This is a genomic window from Pedobacter sp. JY14-1 (genome assembly GCF_029269825.1).
In the GTDB taxonomy this organism is placed as follows: Bacteria; Bacteroidota; Bacteroidia; order Sphingobacteriales; family Sphingobacteriaceae; genus Pedobacter.
In genome coordinates this window covers 580,365-595,512 of the sequence record NZ_JARJHU010000005.1, presented here as the reverse complement: position 1 = coordinate 595,512, position 15,148 = coordinate 580,365, and the positions used below count along the sequence as shown (strand labels likewise).

The window sequence follows — 15,148 nt, the reverse complement described above, 5'->3', positions numbered from 1 at the left end:
GGATGGCAAAACAAGGTAAAGATTCACGCTGCTCATTTTGTGGTTCCGGAAAGCAGGATACGTTAATGCTGATCGAAGGGTTAGATGCTTATATCTGCGACAAATGTGTAACCCAGGCTAATCAGCTGCTGATGCAGGAATTGGGAAGCACGAAAAAAGGCAAACCGCTGGATACTTCGGTGACTTTACTAAAGCCTACGGAGATCAAGGCTCATCTGGACCAGTATGTGATTGGTCAGGATGATGCAAAAAAGGTATTGTCAGTCGCAGTATATAATCACTATAAACGGCTGAGCCAGAAACTCGACAAAGGCGATGAGGTAGAGATTGAGAAGTCGAACATTATGCTGGTCGGTGAAACGGGTACCGGTAAGACTTTGCTTGCTAAAACGATTGCAAAGATATTACATGTGCCTTTTTGCATCTGTGATGCTACGGTGCTTACTGAGGCGGGTTATGTAGGCGAAGACGTGGAAAGTATTCTGACGCGTTTGCTGCAGGCTGCTGATTATGATGTAGCTTCTGCAGAAAGGGGCATTGTTTACATTGATGAAGTAGACAAGGTGGCACGTAAGAGCGACAACCCGTCCATCACCAGAGATGTATCTGGCGAGGGCGTGCAGCAGGCCTTGTTGAAGATACTGGAGGGCACTATTGTAAATGTACCGCCCCAGGGGGGCAGGAAGCATCCGGACCAGAAGATGATCCCGGTGAATACGAATAATATTCTTTTCATTTGCGGTGGGGCTTTTGATGGTATCGAGCGTAAGATTGCAAACAGACTGCGTACACAGGCGGTTGGTTACAAGGTAAAACGGGACGAGGCTGAACTTGACCTGAAGAATCTATACAAATATATCACTCCTCAGGACCTGAAATCTTTCGGTCTGATCCCCGAGCTGATTGGTCGTGTACCTGTGCTGACGCACTTGAACCCGTTGGATAAGGATGCTTTGCGCAATATTCTCACTGAGCCCAAGAATTCCCTGCTTCGTCAGTATGTGAAGTTGTTTGAATTTGAGGATGTGAAACTGGTATTTGAGGATGAGGTGTTGGATTTTATCGTGGACAAGGCAATGGAGTATAAACTGGGGGCAAGGGGGCTCCGCTCGATATGCGAGGCGATCATGCTGGACGCAATGTTTGAGATCCCATCTGAAAGCGGAGTGAGGGAACTGGTGATTAACCTGGATTATGCCATGGAAAAATTTGAGAAGGCGGATTTTAAAAAGCTAAAAGCAGCATAAGAGAATGGTCCCCGGCAAACGCCGGGGATTTTTTTTAACTTGTAATTTGATGATGGCCGGATGTCCGCTTTTCAGGAAAGTACTAACGGCCGAAAGGAGGAAAGAACATGAATGAAGAAAAGGATGTAAAGAAGGATAACGATATTGTGGCTCAGGCTAAAAAGGTGAAGGAGGTAAATACTCCGGTGCGGAAGGGTTTGAAAACTAAGACGGATATTGTGAACAACTGGCTGCCGAGGTATACTGGACGCCCGCTTGAAGATTTCGGACAGTATATTCTGCTGACTAACTTCAGTAAATATGTGCAGCTTTTTTCCGAGTGGAACGGTAATGCCCCGATCTTAGGATTGGACAAACCTATGCAAAGTGTTACTGCAAACGGTATCACGATCATTAACTTCGGCATGGGCAGCCCTATGGCAGCGACAATGATGGATTTGCTTTCCGCGATAAACCCTAAGGCAGTGCTTTTTTTGGGCAAATGCGGAGGTTTGAAAAAGAAGAATCAATTGGGAGACCTGATCCTGCCGATCGCAGCAATCAGGGGCGAAGGAACCTCTAACGACTATATGCCGGCTGAAGTACCGGCCTTACCGGCTTTTGCTTTACAAAAGGCCATTTCCACGACGATACGTGATCATTCCAGGGATTACTGGACCGGAACCTGTTATACGACCAACAGAAGAGTGTGGGAGCATGATAAGGAATTTAAGAAATACCTGAAAACATTGAGGGCGATGGCCGTTGACATGGAGACTGCTACTATATTTACGGCTGGCTTTGCCAATAAGATACCTACTGGTGCGTTGCTGCTGGTGTCTGATCAGCCGATGATACCTGAGGGTGTAAAAACTACAGAGAGTGACAGCAGCGTGACCAGCAGTTATGTAGAAACGCATCTGAAAATTGGTATTGATTCGCTGATGCAACTGGTCAATAATGGCTTAACAGTAAAACACCTGCATTTTTAGACTTTGGTTTGACTCAAGTCTCATTTTTCGGGTAGTCAAATGCATTGAGTGTACCGGTATGTCCGCTAATGGCATTCCAGTCGTCGATGTCGAACCTGATCAATGCGGTGCCGCAGGTGGGCATGTTATAAATATTGCTGTCGCTCAGGTAATTAACCAGATCGGTAAAACCCGGGTTATGGCCAAAGACCGCAATATAGTCGTACTGATTGTCGAATTGATTGATGATGTCCAGCAAAGTCCTGGTATTGGCCTCGTAAATACCATCTTCCAGCTGAATCTGCCCGGATGGGAATTGCCATACCTGGCAAAAATGTTTTGCCGTGGTCAGGGCCCTTAAAGCAGTACTGCTGACCACATGCTGAGGGATAAGATTTCTATGCGCAATCCTTGCGGCCATTCCGGGAGCGTCCCTGTGGCCTCTCGGGTTGAGTGGTCTTTCAAAATCCGGAAGGCGGGCATTGCCCCATTCCGATTTTCCGTGTCTGACGATGAGCAGCTGTTTAGCCATTGAGTTGTGCAATTACTCGATCAATAACAATTTCGGGTGCCAGATTGTTCATACAGGCAAAATCGCCCCGGTAGCAGGGAATGTTGCCATAAACAGAACAAGGTCTGCAATAGAGTGTGTTCTGTACAGCATTGCTGAGGGATTGACCGTAGCCAAGGAAACCCGCGTAAGGATGGGTAGCTCCCCATACCGATACGACGGGTATGCCTTGCAGAGAAGCCAGATGCATTCCCGAAGAGTCCATGCTTAGCATAAGATCCAAGTCTGAAATGAATTTCAATTCTTCATCGAGTGTCATTTTTCTAACCGTTGATCTGATGCCGGGGTGGAGAGCCTCCCATTTTTCGGCCTGTTGCTGTTCTTCTGCTGAACCTCCGAAGATGAAGAGCTGATGTCCTTTTTCGGCCAGTTCCAGCAGTACTCTTTCAAGCTTGTCAAAGGGATATACCTTTTGCTGGTGTTGCGCAAATGGACTGATACCTATTTTTTTTTGTTCCTGGACGTTCGGAATGTTCTGTTCTTTTTTAGACTTACTTAATTCATTCTTAAGTGTAAAGGGGTAACCCAGTTTTCCGAACACTTCGGCGTAACGGTGTACGGTAAGTTTGAGGGGAACCAGTATCTTATTGTTTTTCCGGGTAAGCCTGCGCTTTTGGGTACGGCCCTTGTCCAGGCGGGCTATACGGATACCTGAGAACCGGAATAAGCTGCACAATATCCTGCTGCGCAGGTTATCATGGAGATCGGCCACACAGGTGATGCCCATAGCTGAAAGTGTTTTATAAAGTCGGAAAATGCCACCAAGACCTTTGTGCTGCTCTCCGGGATTAAAATTGCAGAAATGAAGACCGGGGATACCCTTAAAAAAGGGCGCAAAGAAGGCCCGGCTAACGACAACAAGTTCAACCCCCGGGTAATTCTCCCTGAATTCTCTGACGACCGGTGCGGTCATGGCGACATCGCCCATGGCAGAAAAACGGATGATCAGTATTTTGTCCTTTTCTGCCATGCAGGTTTACCTGTTTTTATAAAGTATCGGATTGAGGTTAGGGTCGTTGTACATTTTCATCTGTTTATACACCTTCATGTATTTGTCCCCGTTAGCGATATCGGTCATGAGTTCGTCCAGGCTATGGGAAAGGTCTGTTCTCTGTGCCAGCAGCACAGACAGTTTGTTTGTGCAGACTTGCCGGTGCTCTTCTGAACTGCCGGGCCTTACAGTTTCTTCCTGCATATGGTAGATCTTAAGCGCCAGTATAGACAGGCGGTCTACCACCCAGGCCGGACTTTCGGTATTTATCCTTGCATCTGTCTTCGGGGTTACGTTTTTATATTCCTCCAGGAAATAGCTGTCGATATATTCTACCACATCTGTCCGCTCCTGGTTAGAGGCATCGATGCGGCGTTTCCATTGCAGGCCTTCAGCGGGATCGATCTCAGGATTGCGTACCACGTCTTCCATATGCCATTGGGCAGTATCGATCCAGCATTTCAGATAAAGTAGGTGCTCAAGGGTACCAATTCCATAAGGATTCCGGATGGGTTGCTCAATATTGTCATAAACATGATAATCGCCGATCGCTTTCTCGAATATCCGGTTGCAAAGTTCACTGATCATCTGGCAAAGTTAAGGATTCCTGCTTTTTTATTGCTGAAGTGTTGTTCAATATCTGTCAGCGAGAAGGCATTAAGGCACTGCTTTGCCTGGAGCCCACCTTTTCTGCCGACCAGAATTCCATATTGCATGTCGTGAAAACCTTCGATACGGTGAGCATCCGGGTTTACGGAAAGCAAAACACCTTTTTCAAGGGCATACCGGTGCCAGCGCCAGTCAAGATCGAGCCTCAAGGGATTGGCATTGATTTCTATGACAACCCCGTTGGCCGCGCAGGCATCGATTACTTTGGTGTAGTCGATTGGATAACCTTTGCGGCTGAGCAGCAAGCGGCCTGTAGGATGCCCCAATATGGTGGTGTAAGGGTTTTCTATCGCCTTAATGAGCCTGGCTGTTGCTTTCTGTTCGTCCATGCGGAGATTACTGTGTACAGATGCGACGACAAAGTCAAAGTGCTTTAAGATATCGTCGCTGTAATCCAAAGAGCCATCGTTCAGGATGTCGCTTTCAATACCCTTAAAGATGCGAAAAGGCGCAAGCCGTGCATTGAGCGCATCGATTTCCTGATGCTGGGCATACACGCGCTGTTCGTTGAGGCCATTGGCATAGAATGCGGACCTGGAGTGGTCGCACAGGCCGAGATATTCCAGTTTAAGGGTGTCCCGGCAATAAAGCGCCATTTCTTCTATGGTATGGACACCATCGCTCCAGGTAGAATGGTTATGCAGGCTGCCTCTGAGGTCTTCGTCCGTGATCAGTACCGGAAGCTGATGTGCTGCAGCCTGTTCGATTTCGCCGAGTGCTTCGCGGAGCTCAGGGGTAATATAATCCAGCCCTGCCTGGCGGTAGATCGCTTCTTCACTCTTAAACGGTCCCTGCCCTGCATTTTCCAGCACTGCTTCCACATGTGCTTCATTACCGGTATGTATAAATAGCTGTCGGTAAAAGTCATCTGCCGGAGCGAGGTAAAGCCTGATCTTCAATCCAAACGGGCTCATGGCTATTAAGAAGCCTTCTTCCTGCGCGTCAAACTGCAGAGGAGTAAATCGGGAAATACCGGCTTTGACCTGTTCCGGCTGTGCCAGGCCTGCCACAAAAACCAGCTCATCCACGACCTCCAGGCCCCGGCGGTATGCGCCGGCAATGCTGAGCAGGGGGGCAGGCTCAGAAATGCCAAGCCATAATGAAAGGTCTTCATGCAGCTTCCGCACGAGGGGAGCGGCTTGTGCGTACAGGAATTTGCCGTGGCCGGCCATTTGGAACTCGATCACTTTTTTGATCTCTTCCTGGGTCTTAAGCCCGAATCCTTTAGCTTCAATAAGGCGGTTTTCATTACAGGCATAATAAAGCTCGCCAATGTTTTCGATGCCCAGTTCCTTCCATATCGTCAGGATTTTCTTAGGGCCTATACCCTTGATGCCCAGCATTTCTACAATGCCTTCCGGTGTGTTGCCGAGCAGGTCCTGCAGTTCGGTGATGCTGCCTTTTTGAAGGAGCTCCCAGACCTTGGCCGAAATACTCTTGCCCAGGCCATCTATGACACTAAGCTCTTCCAGGCTTTTGCCGGCGATGGCATAGGGTAGTTTATCTATCTTAAAGGCCGCATTGGCTACCGATTTGATCTTAAATGGATTTTCGCTATGAAGTTCCATCAGCTGAGAAAGCAGCCGGAGTGTACGGGCAATGGTTTTGTTTTCCATAGTTATATTGGTTGCCATTATTCGGATATGGCCTGAAAAGGCAGCCGGGCCTGGATGCCTGATAATCCAATTACTTTGTCCAGCTGCTGATAGATCAGGTAGCTTTCGCCCAGTTTTGCCTTCAGTTTGCTGCGGGTAAAATTGTCGGAGCCGTCCTGGATCAAGGTTTTGAGCGGGCTGAGGAGTTCAGGATAAAAGACGACTTCGTAGTTTTGTGTTCCTGCCTTGCTGGCTGCAGCGCGGATGGCATCACGGAAATTGCCAATCCGGTCGGCCAGACCGTTCTTTACGGCATCTGAACCTACCCACACATGCCCGCCGCCAATGCTGTCTATTTCCGCCTTCGTTTTTTTACGGCCATCGGCTACGTGCCCGATAAAGGTATCATATACATGGTTCACATCGTTCTGGATGATCAGCCGCTCACCGGCGGTCAGCGGACGGTTCATGCTCATGATGTCAGCATACCGGGCAGTCTTCACTCCGTCAAAGGTGATGCCCAGTTTGTCATTCAGCAGGTGCTGCAGGTTGGGGATAACCCCGAAAACCCCGATTGACCCTGTGATGGTGTTGGGTTGTACAAATATTGAATCGGCGGCACAGGCGATATAGTACCCTCCTGAAGCTGCCACGTCACCAAAGGATGCAATCACCGGTTTTGACTTTTTAGCCAGTATGATCTCCCGCCAGATCACGTCGGAAGCCAGGGCGCTGCCGCCCGGCGAGTTCACACGCAATACGATGGCCTTGACACTGCTGTCAGCCCGCAGCCTGCGGAGGGTACGGGATATTTTAGCGGATCCGATGGTTTCGTTATTACCTTCACCACCCATGATGTCGCCATTAGCGTAAACCACAGCTATTTTATCTTTACCATTGCCCTCATTCTCATCGTCAAGGCTTTTTGCATATTCATTAATGCTTACCGAATTGATACTCTTCTTTTTACTTTTTCCGCTCAATTGTTTCAGTTCATCAAGGACTTCATCCTTATATCTGAGCCCATCTACCATTTTCAGCGACAGTGCATCGGAGGCACGGCGGATCTGGTACCCGTCGGCGATCTGATGCAACTCATCTATGCTAAGCTTCCGGCTTTCGGATACTGCCTGTAATATGTTCTGGTACAATCCGTTCATATAAGCGCTTACCTGTTCACGGTTTTTGTCGCTCATCTTGTCCAGCATAAAAGGTTCGACCGCACTTTTATAATTGCCCGCCCGGATAACCTGAGCTTCGATACCCAATTTATCGAGGGCTCCCTTAAAGAACATCAGCTGGCTGCTTAGTCCTTTGAACTCAAGGTTGCCCTCCGGGTTCAGGTATACCTTGTTGGCTGCTGAAGCCAGATAATAAGCTTTCTGGGAATAGACCTCACTGTAGGCTATGATTTTTTTACCCGAAGATCTGAAGTCAACCAAGGCATCTCGGATTTCTTTCAGGGTAGCATGCCCGGCATCCGGAGCAGAAACATCCAGATAGATGCAACGGATACGCTTATCTGTCTTTGCCTTTTCCAGCGAGCGGATGACATCATAAAAGCCGATGTGTTTTTCGCCTTCCGAACCTACGATAGGAAGATTGGCAAAGGTGTCGTCGGGCGTACGTTCCAGGATAGTCTGATCGAGGTTCAGGTAAAGTACAGAATTATCGCTGACCACTGTAGTCTTTTCGTTGTTCATTGACGATATTATGCCGATAAGCATACCGACCGACAAGGCACCAAGGATAACTGCAGCGAGGATAAAACCCAGGAAACTTGCAAGAACCTGCTTAAAAAATTCTCTCATGTGAGGGGTAAATATTTAATTTGTAAATATAACAAAAAGCCTCCGGGGACATATGGGATTGAATTGCAAAAAAGTTTATTTATTACTGGGCAGTAACCTGGGCGACAGGCAGGAATTGCTTCGGAAAGCAGAGGTGGAGATCGGATGGAAAATCGGGGTCGTCTTTGCCAGGTCTTCCGTTTACCAGACCGCGGCCTGGGGTAACCAAAACCAGCCGGCATTTCTGAACATTGCGCTCGGTGTAGAAACCGCATTAGATCCTTTTAGCGTACTTCGTCACGCGCTTGAAATAGAACGTAGCCTCGGCAGGAACAGAACCGATAAATGGGGCGCCAGGCTGATTGATATCGATATCATTTTCTATGGCAACGAAGTTATCCGGGAGCAGGACCTCAGCATTCCGCATCCGCATATGCAGCACCGCAGATTTGTTCTGGAACCCCTGGCAGAGATAGCCCCTGATCACCTGCACCCTGTACTCCATCAAAAGGTGTCAGATTTGTTAGCTGATTTGGCAGATGACCTGATGGTATCAAAGATTTAATTTTTAGTTTTGTGCTCATGATCGACCAACAGAAAAACAACCAGCCGCTGGATCTTTCCTATCTTAAAGATATGTGCGGGGACAATGCAGCGTTCATTATTGAAATGATTGATCTCTTTAAGATCCAGACCCCTGTTTATATCCAGGAGATGCAGGATGCCCTGGCAGCTAAGGACTGGGCAAAGGTAGCTGCAGGCGCACATAAGATAAAACCGACATTCGTTTACGTCGGCAGAGAAGATGCCAAGGAGTTTATGCAGCAGATCGAAACCAATGCCAAAGAAGGGAAAGATCTGGACAAGGTAGCATCAGATTGCAACCAAATTGTGGCCTTTATTGAAAATGTATTGTACCGGCAACTGGATGCAACCAGAGCTGAGCTGGAAAAACAATTGTAGTTAAGGTGCCACAGTCTGCCTGCCTCTGAAATGAAATACAGAGCATACGATGTAAAGCAGCAGGATGAGAGGTACGGCTATAAATTGAAATATTGCAGCCAGTATCAATGAAAGGACCAGGAACAGGTACCTGAATTTATTTTCCTTCCAACCTGTGGATCCAAGTTTCATAGAAAATATTCTGATCTCACTGATGAGCAGCCAGCATGATAGAGCTGTGATGCCGATCAACAGACCAGCGGATCCGGTCAATACCGGATAATCTGCCCTGATGAAGACCAAAGATACAATGAAGATGGTGTTCATTGGCGTGTTAAGGCCAATAAAATCTTCGCTCTGCCGGGTGTCTATATTGAACTTGGCAAGTCTCAATGCAGAAAATACAGTAATTAAAAAGCCTGAATAAGGGAGCCAGGTGCTGGTATAGTCGCTTTGGATCAACAACTGGTACATGACCACTCCGGGCAGAAAACCAAAGCTGATCACATCTGCAAGGGAGTCGAGTTCCTTACCGATAGCCGATTTTACGTTCAGTACCCTTGCTGCAAGACCGTCGAAAAAATCAAATATCCCTGAAAGGAGCACAAAATAGGCAGCTGTTTCCAGCTGCCCGTTAAATGCGTATACGATCCCGATACTGCCGGAGAACAAATTGGCACAGGTGATCGCATTTGGAATATGTCTTCTGATCATATTTATCCGTTCATGGAAATCAGGAACTCTTCGTTGGATTTAGTGCCTTTAAGCTGTGCCTGTACAAACTCCATTGCTTCCTGTGCATTCATATCGGCCAGGTGGTTGCGCAGTATCCAGACGCGCTGCAGGGTATCCTTATCATGCAGCAGATCGTCCCTCCTGGTACTCGATGCCGTGATGTCTACCGCAGGGAAAATGCGCTTGTTGGACAGTTTGCGGTCCAGTTGCAGTTCCATATTGCCCGTTCCTTTGAATTCCTCAAAGATAACCTCATCCATCTTTGATCCGGTATCGGTCAGTGCGGTAGCAAGAATGGTCAGCGAACCGCCTTTTTCGATATTCCTTGCCGCTCCGAAGAAACGTTTTGGTTTATGCAGGGCATTGGCATCCACACCTCCTGAGAGTATTTTTCCTGAGGCAGGGGCAGTCGTATTGTAGGCCCTCGCCAGTCTGGTAATAGAATCAAGAAGGATAACCACGTCATGTCCGCATTCTACCAGCCGCTTAGCTTTCTCCAGTACGATATTCGCAATCTTTACATGGCGGTCAGCCGGCTCGTCAAAAGTTGATGCGATGACCTCAGCCCTCACACTTCTCGCCATATCGGTCACCTCTTCCGGGCGTTCGTCGATCAGCAGAATAATCAGGTAAACCTCGGGATGGTTTTTAGCAATGGCGTTGGCTACTTCCTTCAGCAGGTTGGTCTTACCCGTTTTAGGCTGCGCCACGATCAAACCACGCTGACCTTTACCAATAGGGGTAAAAAGATCGATGATCCTTGTAGAATAATTGCCTGGCTGGGTGAACAGGTTCAGCCTTTCCGTTGGGAACAAAGGGGTCAGATAGTCAAAAGGGACACGGTCCCTTACGTCAGCAGGCAAACGGCCGTTAATGGTTTCTACCCGCACGAGTGGAAAATACTTCTCGCCTTCCTTAGGTGGTCTGATGCTTCCCTTTACCGTATCGCCTGTTTTCAGTCCGAAAAGTTTGATCTGCGACTGGGAAACATAGATGTCATCCGGAGACGATAGGTAGTTATAGTCTGCAGATCTCAGAAAACCATATCCGTCAGGCATGATCTCCATAACACCTTCGTTAATGATGGTGTTGTCAAAATCCAAATTAGAATAACTGTTTTCCAACTGCTTACTGGTTGGAAGATTGCCCGCATGATTTTTTTGCCTCGGTTCCTCTCTTGGCGTTTGTTTCTTCCTGTTGTCAAAAGATGGCAAAGAGGGAACAGGTTCTGGCTGCGGTGTAGCCTGGGGAATATCTTCGTTTTTCTTTTTTTGTTCGGCAGGAACGGGTTCGGGAGTAGCCTCTTCAGTTCTGGTCGCCTGGGGCTCAAATAAAGACGCTTTACTGAAAGGCCGCTGAGTCGGTCCCTCTTCGTCCTTTTCCCTGGGAGCTGAACCAATACGTATACGCTTTCTTGCAGGTTTTTCAGACGAGGCAGCTTCCGCTTCGCTTTTACTCTCCGTAGCTGCACGCGCTCTTGCGGTTTTGGGTTTAGCGGCAGGCTCCGGAGCACTTGGTACCTCTTCCAGTTCCTGGATTTGAGCAAGGATCTCAACAAGTTCAGCCTTTCGTAATTCCTCTGCGTTCAATATGCCTTTTGATTTTGCTATCTCACGCAATTCAGCCGTGAGTTTTTCGTTTAATTCTGTTTTGTTAAACATTTATGTCTTTGTAGAGAATTTTTATGAAAGCATTTACCAGTCAACCAGACAGAAGAGCCATGATAAAATTTAATGGAAACAAAATTTTTTGGGGTATTCCGGAATGGTCAGATAATGCTTTTTGAGAATTATGCTGCAATTGTATGTATTTGCAATTTAATCTCCAAGAAAAAAATAAAAATTTGACATCTTTGTCCTTATAAATTTTACCTTAATAATGGATAAGAGAGCACTTGTTGAACTAATAAAGCGGAAGCGTTCGTTTTTGTGTGTCGGATTGGACCCGGTATTCGAAAATATACCTAAGCACCTGTTGAAATATGAAAACCCGGTGCTGGAGTTCAACAAGCAGCTTATTGACGCCACAAGCGACCTTTGTGTGGCTTATAAACCGAATACGGCTTTCTACGAGTCGATGGGGTTAAAGGGATGGGAAACGCTGATCCAGACCTGGGAATACATACCTGAGGACATATTTACCATTGCTGATGCAAAAAGGGGTGACATCGGCAATACTTCATCTATGTACGCAGAGGCTTTTTTCAATGAAGAAAAGTCGGGATTGGGTTTTGATGCAATTACAGTGGCACCTTATATGGGACAGGATTCTGTGGGCCCTTTTCTGGATCATCCCGGGAAATGGGTGATCCTGCTGGCCCTTACATCGAATACCGGGCACGGCGATTTTCAGTTGCGGCAGTCTGGTGAAGAGAGGCTTTATGAGCGTGTCATCCGTACCTCTTCCGAATGGGCGGATAGTGAACAACTGATGTATGTTGTAGGTGCTACAGTTGCGTCTGAACTGGCCAATATCCGTAAACTCGTGCCCGATAGTTTTTTTCTGGTGCCTGGAGTGGGTGCACAGGGCGGTAGTTTGTCAGAAGTTGCCAGATACGGGCTGAACAAAGATTGCGGTCTGCTGGTCAATTCTTCCAGAGGTATCATCTATGCAGGTAAGGGTGAGGACTTTGCGGAAAGGGCCAGGGAAGAGGCGCTGAAGCTGCAGCAGGAGATGGAACAGATACTGGTAGTTGCGGGACTTGTCTGAACCAGCCGGTCATGTTAAAATAATTCGTCCTTTGTTCGGAAAAAATAATTAAATTGTGGTAACAGAACTGGATATTGCAATTCAAAATGTTTCAAAAGATCATCACCTTTTTCGAAAAGCAGAGTTTTGGCGTTTGTACTTACCTGGCAGAGCGCCTGAATATGTCTATCAGTAAGATCAGGCTTTTTTTTATTTATTCCTCATTTCTGGCAGTGGGCTTCCCCATTGTGTTTTATGTACTTGCTGCCCTTGTACTTGACGTGAGACACTACATCAAAAGAATTCGGAAGCAGATATGGGATATTTGACGCACTTTTTTCTAAGTTTGTTGATCATTAATTTCAGAAGAAGATGTCGGTAAGGGGAAATCAATTCAGATCCAATTCATTTAAAAACGAGATCACTGACAAACCAGGACCAAGAGCCAAACAAAACGGAAAATTCAGGGAAAGCGCTAACGTAATGCCCAGGTTTGACCTGCAGGACGGAAGACTTGTAAAGATTGCCGGTCTTGTTTTTATTGTACTGTCGCTTTATTTTCTCATCGCCTTTACTTCATACCTTTTTACCTGGGAAGATGACTACAGCTACGTTTCAGATGCAAATGGGGGCTGGGCCAATCTTTTTAAGACCTACGAGGAACTGCAGCAAGTTAACATTAATCCTGTCGTTCAGAACTGGCTCGGCAAGGTAGGTGCCTTGCTGGCCCACCAGTTTATTTACAAGTGGTTTGGTGTCGCGTCCTTCCTTTTCATTTTCATTTTCTTTATACTTGGTTACCGCCTGCTGTTTAAGGTCAAAATATTCCCTCTGGAAAAAACCTTTGGTTATAGCTTATTCTTTCTGTTGTTTATTTCGCTTACACTTGGGTTTGGACATGCTTTCTTTGGAAATACACCCCATTTTCTAGAAGGTGAATTTGGTTACTGGGGTAATAAACTGCTGACCGCCCAGATTGGTAATGCTGGAGTCGGTGGCCTGGTCATTTTCCTTGGTCTCACCGTACTGATCATCGCCTATAATATCGATTTTAAGCTTCCGGAGCGGAAGCCTGCATTGTCGGAAACGGAAGATGACCAGTTACCTGATGTTCCTGAAAATATCATCATGGAGAACGAAGTACGTTCCGAACCGGTAGAGTTTACCCTCAATGACCGTCTCGGTGCGGAGAAAAAGCGCGGGCAAAATATCGTCATACAACCTTCAAGGTATGAGGAAAATGAGGCAGAAGATATTCTGCCGACACCTGTTATGCCGCCCGTCGTGAACGTGATGACTGCACCACTGGCACACGAGGTGATACTGGAAACTGAAAATACACCGGAAGATATCAGAGCAGGTGCATTGAAGCACGAGCCGGAACTCACTATTGAAAAGACTGAGGAAGAAAAGAAATCGGAAGAACTGGTAGAGCAGTTTGGACAATACGATCCGACGCTTGACCTGGCAAGCTATAAATATCCGCATCTTGACCTGCTGGAAAACCACGGTACTGGCAAGATCTCGGTGAATGCCGATGAACTGGAAGCGAATAAGAATAAGATTGTTGAAACGCTGAACCATTACAATATCGAGATTGATAAGATCAAGGCTACAATAGGACCGACAGTGACCCTCTATGAGATCATCCCTGCGCCCGGCGTAAGGATATCAAAGATCAAGAACCTCGAGGATGACATTGCTCTTAGCCTGGCTGCATTGGGCATACGCATCATTGCGCCTATGCCCGGTAAAGGTACCATTGGTATTGAAGTACCCAACCTTCATCCCGAGATGGTCGCAATGCGCAGTATCCTGGCAACTGATAAATTCCAGCAAACTACCATGGACCTGCCGATCGCCCTGGGAAAGACGATCTCCAATGAGGTGTACATAGCCGACCTCTCTAAAATGCCCCACCTGCTGGTGGCCGGAGCTACAGGACAGGGTAAGTCTGTAGGCATCAACTCTATATTGGTCTCACTGCTGTATAAGAAGCATCCATCTCAGCTAAAGCTGGTACTTGTAGATCCCAAGAAAGTAGAGCTGACCTTGTTCAATAAGATTGAAAGACACTTCCTGGCTAAGCTGCCAGGTGAAGCAGATGCTATTATTACCGACACCAAGAAGGTGATTCATACTTTGCATTCGCTTTGTATAGAAATGGACCAGCGTTACGACCTGCTTAAGGACGCGCAGGTCAGAAACCTGAAGGAGTATAATGAAAAATTCATTCGCAGGAAACTGAATCCTAATAACGGACATCGCTTTCTGCCCTATATCGTATTGGTGGTCGACGAGTTTGCGGACCTCATGATGACGGCAGGTAAGGAAGTAGAAACCCCGATCGCACGTCTGGCCCAGCTTGCGCGTGCAGTAGGTATCCACCTGGTGCTGGCCACCCAGCGGCCTTCTGTCAATATCATTACAGGTACCATTAAGGCCAACTTCCCGGCCAGACTGGCGTTTCGTGTCTTGTCGAAGATCGACTCCCGTACTATTCTGGACAGTGGAGGTGCCGATCAGCTGATCGGCAGGGGCGATATGCTGTTGTCTACCGGTAATGACCTGATCCGTCTGCAGTGCGCCTTTGTGGATACGCCGGAAGTAGACCGGATTTCCGATTTTATCGGTGTGCAGCGCGGCTACCCGGATGCCTATCATTTGCCGGAATATGTGGACGAGAACGGAGAGGGCAGCGGCAAGACCGAATTTGACCCTAATAACCGCGATTCCATGTTCGAGGATGCAGCAAGGCTGATCGTCATGCACCAGCAGGGTTCCACTTCACTTATCCAGCGCAAACTGAAACTTGGTTATAACCGTGCGGGGCGCATTATTGACCAGCTGGAAGCTGCCGGAGTAGTGGGGCCATTTGAGGGCAGCAAGGCCAGAGAGGTACTGATCCCTGATGATTATGCTTTGGAACAATTCTTGAATGACCTCAACAACAGTTGACCATAAGATCAA

Annotated in this window: 14 protein-coding genes; 7 read left to right on the top strand and 7 right to left on the bottom strand. The window is 47.4% G+C overall.

The window, feature by feature from the left end; all coding sequences use genetic code 11:
* Nucleotides 1–2: 2 nt before the first annotated feature.
* Both clpX and P2W84_RS13135 read left to right on the top strand, forming a co-directional pair.
* Nucleotides 3–1,247, top strand: a complete 1,245-nt coding sequence (gene clpX, locus P2W84_RS13140; protein ID WP_276090599.1) for an ATP-dependent Clp protease ATP-binding subunit ClpX — start codon at nt 3–5, stop codon at nt 1,245–1,247.
* 107 nt (nt 1,248–1,354) lie between these two features.
* Nucleotides 1,355–2,218, top strand: coding sequence for an AMP nucleosidase (locus P2W84_RS13135; protein WP_276090598.1), 864 nt, complete (start codon nt 1,355–1,357; stop codon nt 2,216–2,218).
* A 13-nt stretch (nt 2,219–2,231) separates the two neighbouring features.
* On the opposite strand, the gene P2W84_RS13130 is transcribed toward P2W84_RS13135, so the two are convergent.
* From P2W84_RS13130 to sppA, 5 genes are read right to left on the bottom strand one after another with little or no spacing between them, the layout of a single operon-like run.
* A complete protein-coding gene (locus P2W84_RS13130) occupies nt 2,232–2,729 on the bottom strand; it encodes a histidine phosphatase family protein (protein WP_276090597.1) in 498 nt (165 codons plus the stop codon).
* A complete protein-coding gene (locus P2W84_RS13125) occupies nt 2,722–3,738 on the bottom strand; it encodes a glycosyltransferase family 9 protein (RefSeq protein WP_276090596.1) in 1,017 nt (338 codons plus the stop codon). Before P2W84_RS13125 ends, P2W84_RS13130 begins: the two co-directional genes overlap by 8 nt.
* A 6-nt stretch (nt 3,739–3,744) precedes the next feature.
* The gene (locus P2W84_RS13120) at nt 3,745–4,347 is read right to left on the bottom strand and encodes a DUF4254 domain-containing protein (RefSeq protein WP_276090595.1); all 603 of its coding nucleotides are present in this window, start codon (nt 4,345–4,347) and stop codon (nt 3,745–3,747) included.
* On the bottom strand, nt 4,344–6,044 hold the full coding sequence (locus tag P2W84_RS13115) for a DNA polymerase/3'-5' exonuclease PolX (RefSeq protein WP_276090594.1): 1,701 nt from the start codon (nt 6,042–6,044) through the stop codon (nt 4,344–4,346). The genes P2W84_RS13120 and P2W84_RS13115 overlap by 4 nt, the downstream gene beginning before the upstream one ends.
* A 17-nt stretch (nt 6,045–6,061) precedes the next feature.
* On the bottom strand, nt 6,062–7,834 hold the full coding sequence (gene sppA / locus P2W84_RS13110; protein WP_276090593.1) for a signal peptide peptidase SppA: 1,773 nt from the start codon (nt 7,832–7,834) through the stop codon (nt 6,062–6,064).
* A 52-nt stretch (nt 7,835–7,886) separates the two neighbouring features.
* On the opposite strand from sppA, the gene folK reads away from it, so the two are divergent.
* Both folK and P2W84_RS13100 read left to right on the top strand, forming a co-directional pair.
* On the top strand, nt 7,887–8,378 hold the full coding sequence (gene folK / locus P2W84_RS13105) for a 2-amino-4-hydroxy-6-hydroxymethyldihydropteridine diphosphokinase (RefSeq protein ID WP_276090592.1): 492 nt from the start codon (nt 7,887–7,889) through the stop codon (nt 8,376–8,378).
* A gap of 17 nt (nt 8,379–8,395) precedes the next feature.
* On the top strand, nt 8,396–8,776 hold the full coding sequence (locus P2W84_RS13100) for an Hpt domain-containing protein (RefSeq protein ID WP_276090591.1): 381 nt from the start codon (nt 8,396–8,398) through the stop codon (nt 8,774–8,776).
* Here the strand turns inward: P2W84_RS13100 and pssA are convergent, their stop codons facing one another.
* Together pssA and rho are read right to left on the bottom strand one after the other, a co-directional pair.
* Nucleotides 8,777–9,469, bottom strand: coding sequence for a CDP-diacylglycerol--serine O-phosphatidyltransferase (gene pssA, locus P2W84_RS13095; RefSeq protein WP_276090590.1), 693 nt, complete (start codon nt 9,467–9,469; stop codon nt 8,777–8,779).
* Between the two features lie 2 nt (nt 9,470–9,471).
* On the bottom strand, nt 9,472–11,151 hold the full coding sequence (rho, locus tag P2W84_RS13090) for a transcription termination factor Rho (RefSeq protein ID WP_276090589.1): 1,680 nt from the start codon (nt 11,149–11,151) through the stop codon (nt 9,472–9,474).
* Nucleotides 11,152–11,368: 217 nt separating this feature from the next.
* Here rho and pyrF point away from each other — a divergent pair, with 217 nt between their 5' ends.
* The 3 genes from pyrF (at nt 11,369) to P2W84_RS13075 (ending at nt 15,136) form a co-directional block, all read left to right on the top strand.
* Nucleotides 11,369–12,199 carry an orotidine-5'-phosphate decarboxylase gene (pyrF, locus tag P2W84_RS13085; RefSeq protein WP_276090588.1) on the top strand — a complete coding sequence of 277 codons (831 nt, stop codon included), beginning with the start codon at nt 11,369–11,371 and terminating at the stop codon, nt 12,197–12,199.
* An 86-nt stretch (nt 12,200–12,285) separates the two neighbouring features.
* Nucleotides 12,286–12,507, top strand: a complete 222-nt coding sequence (locus tag P2W84_RS13080; protein WP_276090587.1) for a PspC domain-containing protein — start codon at nt 12,286–12,288, stop codon at nt 12,505–12,507.
* 43 nt (nt 12,508–12,550) lie between these two features.
* Nucleotides 12,551–15,136 (top strand): DNA translocase FtsK, encoded by a 2,586-nt coding sequence (locus P2W84_RS13075; protein ID WP_276090586.1) that lies wholly within the window; start codon nt 12,551–12,553, stop codon nt 15,134–15,136.
* Nucleotides 15,137–15,148 lie beyond the last annotated feature (12 nt).

Coding starts and splice junctions, on each gene's coding strand:
- clpX (WP_276090599.1), top strand. CDS start 3: ATGGCAAAACAAGGTAAAGATTCACGCTGCTCATTTTGTGGTTCCGGA.
- P2W84_RS13135 (WP_276090598.1), top strand. CDS start 1,355: ATGAATGAAGAAAAGGATGTAAAGAAGGATAACGATATTGTGGCTCAG.
- P2W84_RS13130 (WP_276090597.1), bottom strand. CDS start 2,729: ATGGCTAAACAGCTGCTCATCGTCAGACACGGAAAATCGGAATGGGGC.
- P2W84_RS13125 (WP_276090596.1), bottom strand. CDS start 3,738: ATGGCAGAAAAGGACAAAATACTGATCATCCGTTTTTCTGCCATGGGC.
- P2W84_RS13120 (WP_276090595.1), bottom strand. CDS start 4,347: ATGATCAGTGAACTTTGCAACCGGATATTCGAGAAAGCGATCGGCGAT.
- P2W84_RS13115 (WP_276090594.1), bottom strand. CDS start 6,044: ATGGAAAACAAAACCATTGCCCGTACACTCCGGCTGCTTTCTCAGCTG.
- sppA (WP_276090593.1), bottom strand. CDS start 7,834: ATGAGAGAATTTTTTAAGCAGGTTCTTGCAAGTTTCCTGGGTTTTATC.
- folK (WP_276090592.1), top strand. CDS start 7,887: ATGGGATTGAATTGCAAAAAAGTTTATTTATTACTGGGCAGTAACCTG.
- P2W84_RS13100 (WP_276090591.1), top strand. CDS start 8,396: ATGATCGACCAACAGAAAAACAACCAGCCGCTGGATCTTTCCTATCTT.
- pssA (WP_276090590.1), bottom strand. CDS start 9,469: ATGATCAGAAGACATATTCCAAATGCGATCACCTGTGCCAATTTGTTC.
- rho (WP_276090589.1), bottom strand. CDS start 11,151: ATGTTTAACAAAACAGAATTAAACGAAAAACTCACGGCTGAATTGCGT.
- pyrF (WP_276090588.1), top strand. CDS start 11,369: ATGGATAAGAGAGCACTTGTTGAACTAATAAAGCGGAAGCGTTCGTTT.
- P2W84_RS13080 (WP_276090587.1), top strand. CDS start 12,286: ATGTTTCAAAAGATCATCACCTTTTTCGAAAAGCAGAGTTTTGGCGTT.
- P2W84_RS13075 (WP_276090586.1), top strand. CDS start 12,551: ATGTCGGTAAGGGGAAATCAATTCAGATCCAATTCATTTAAAAACGAG.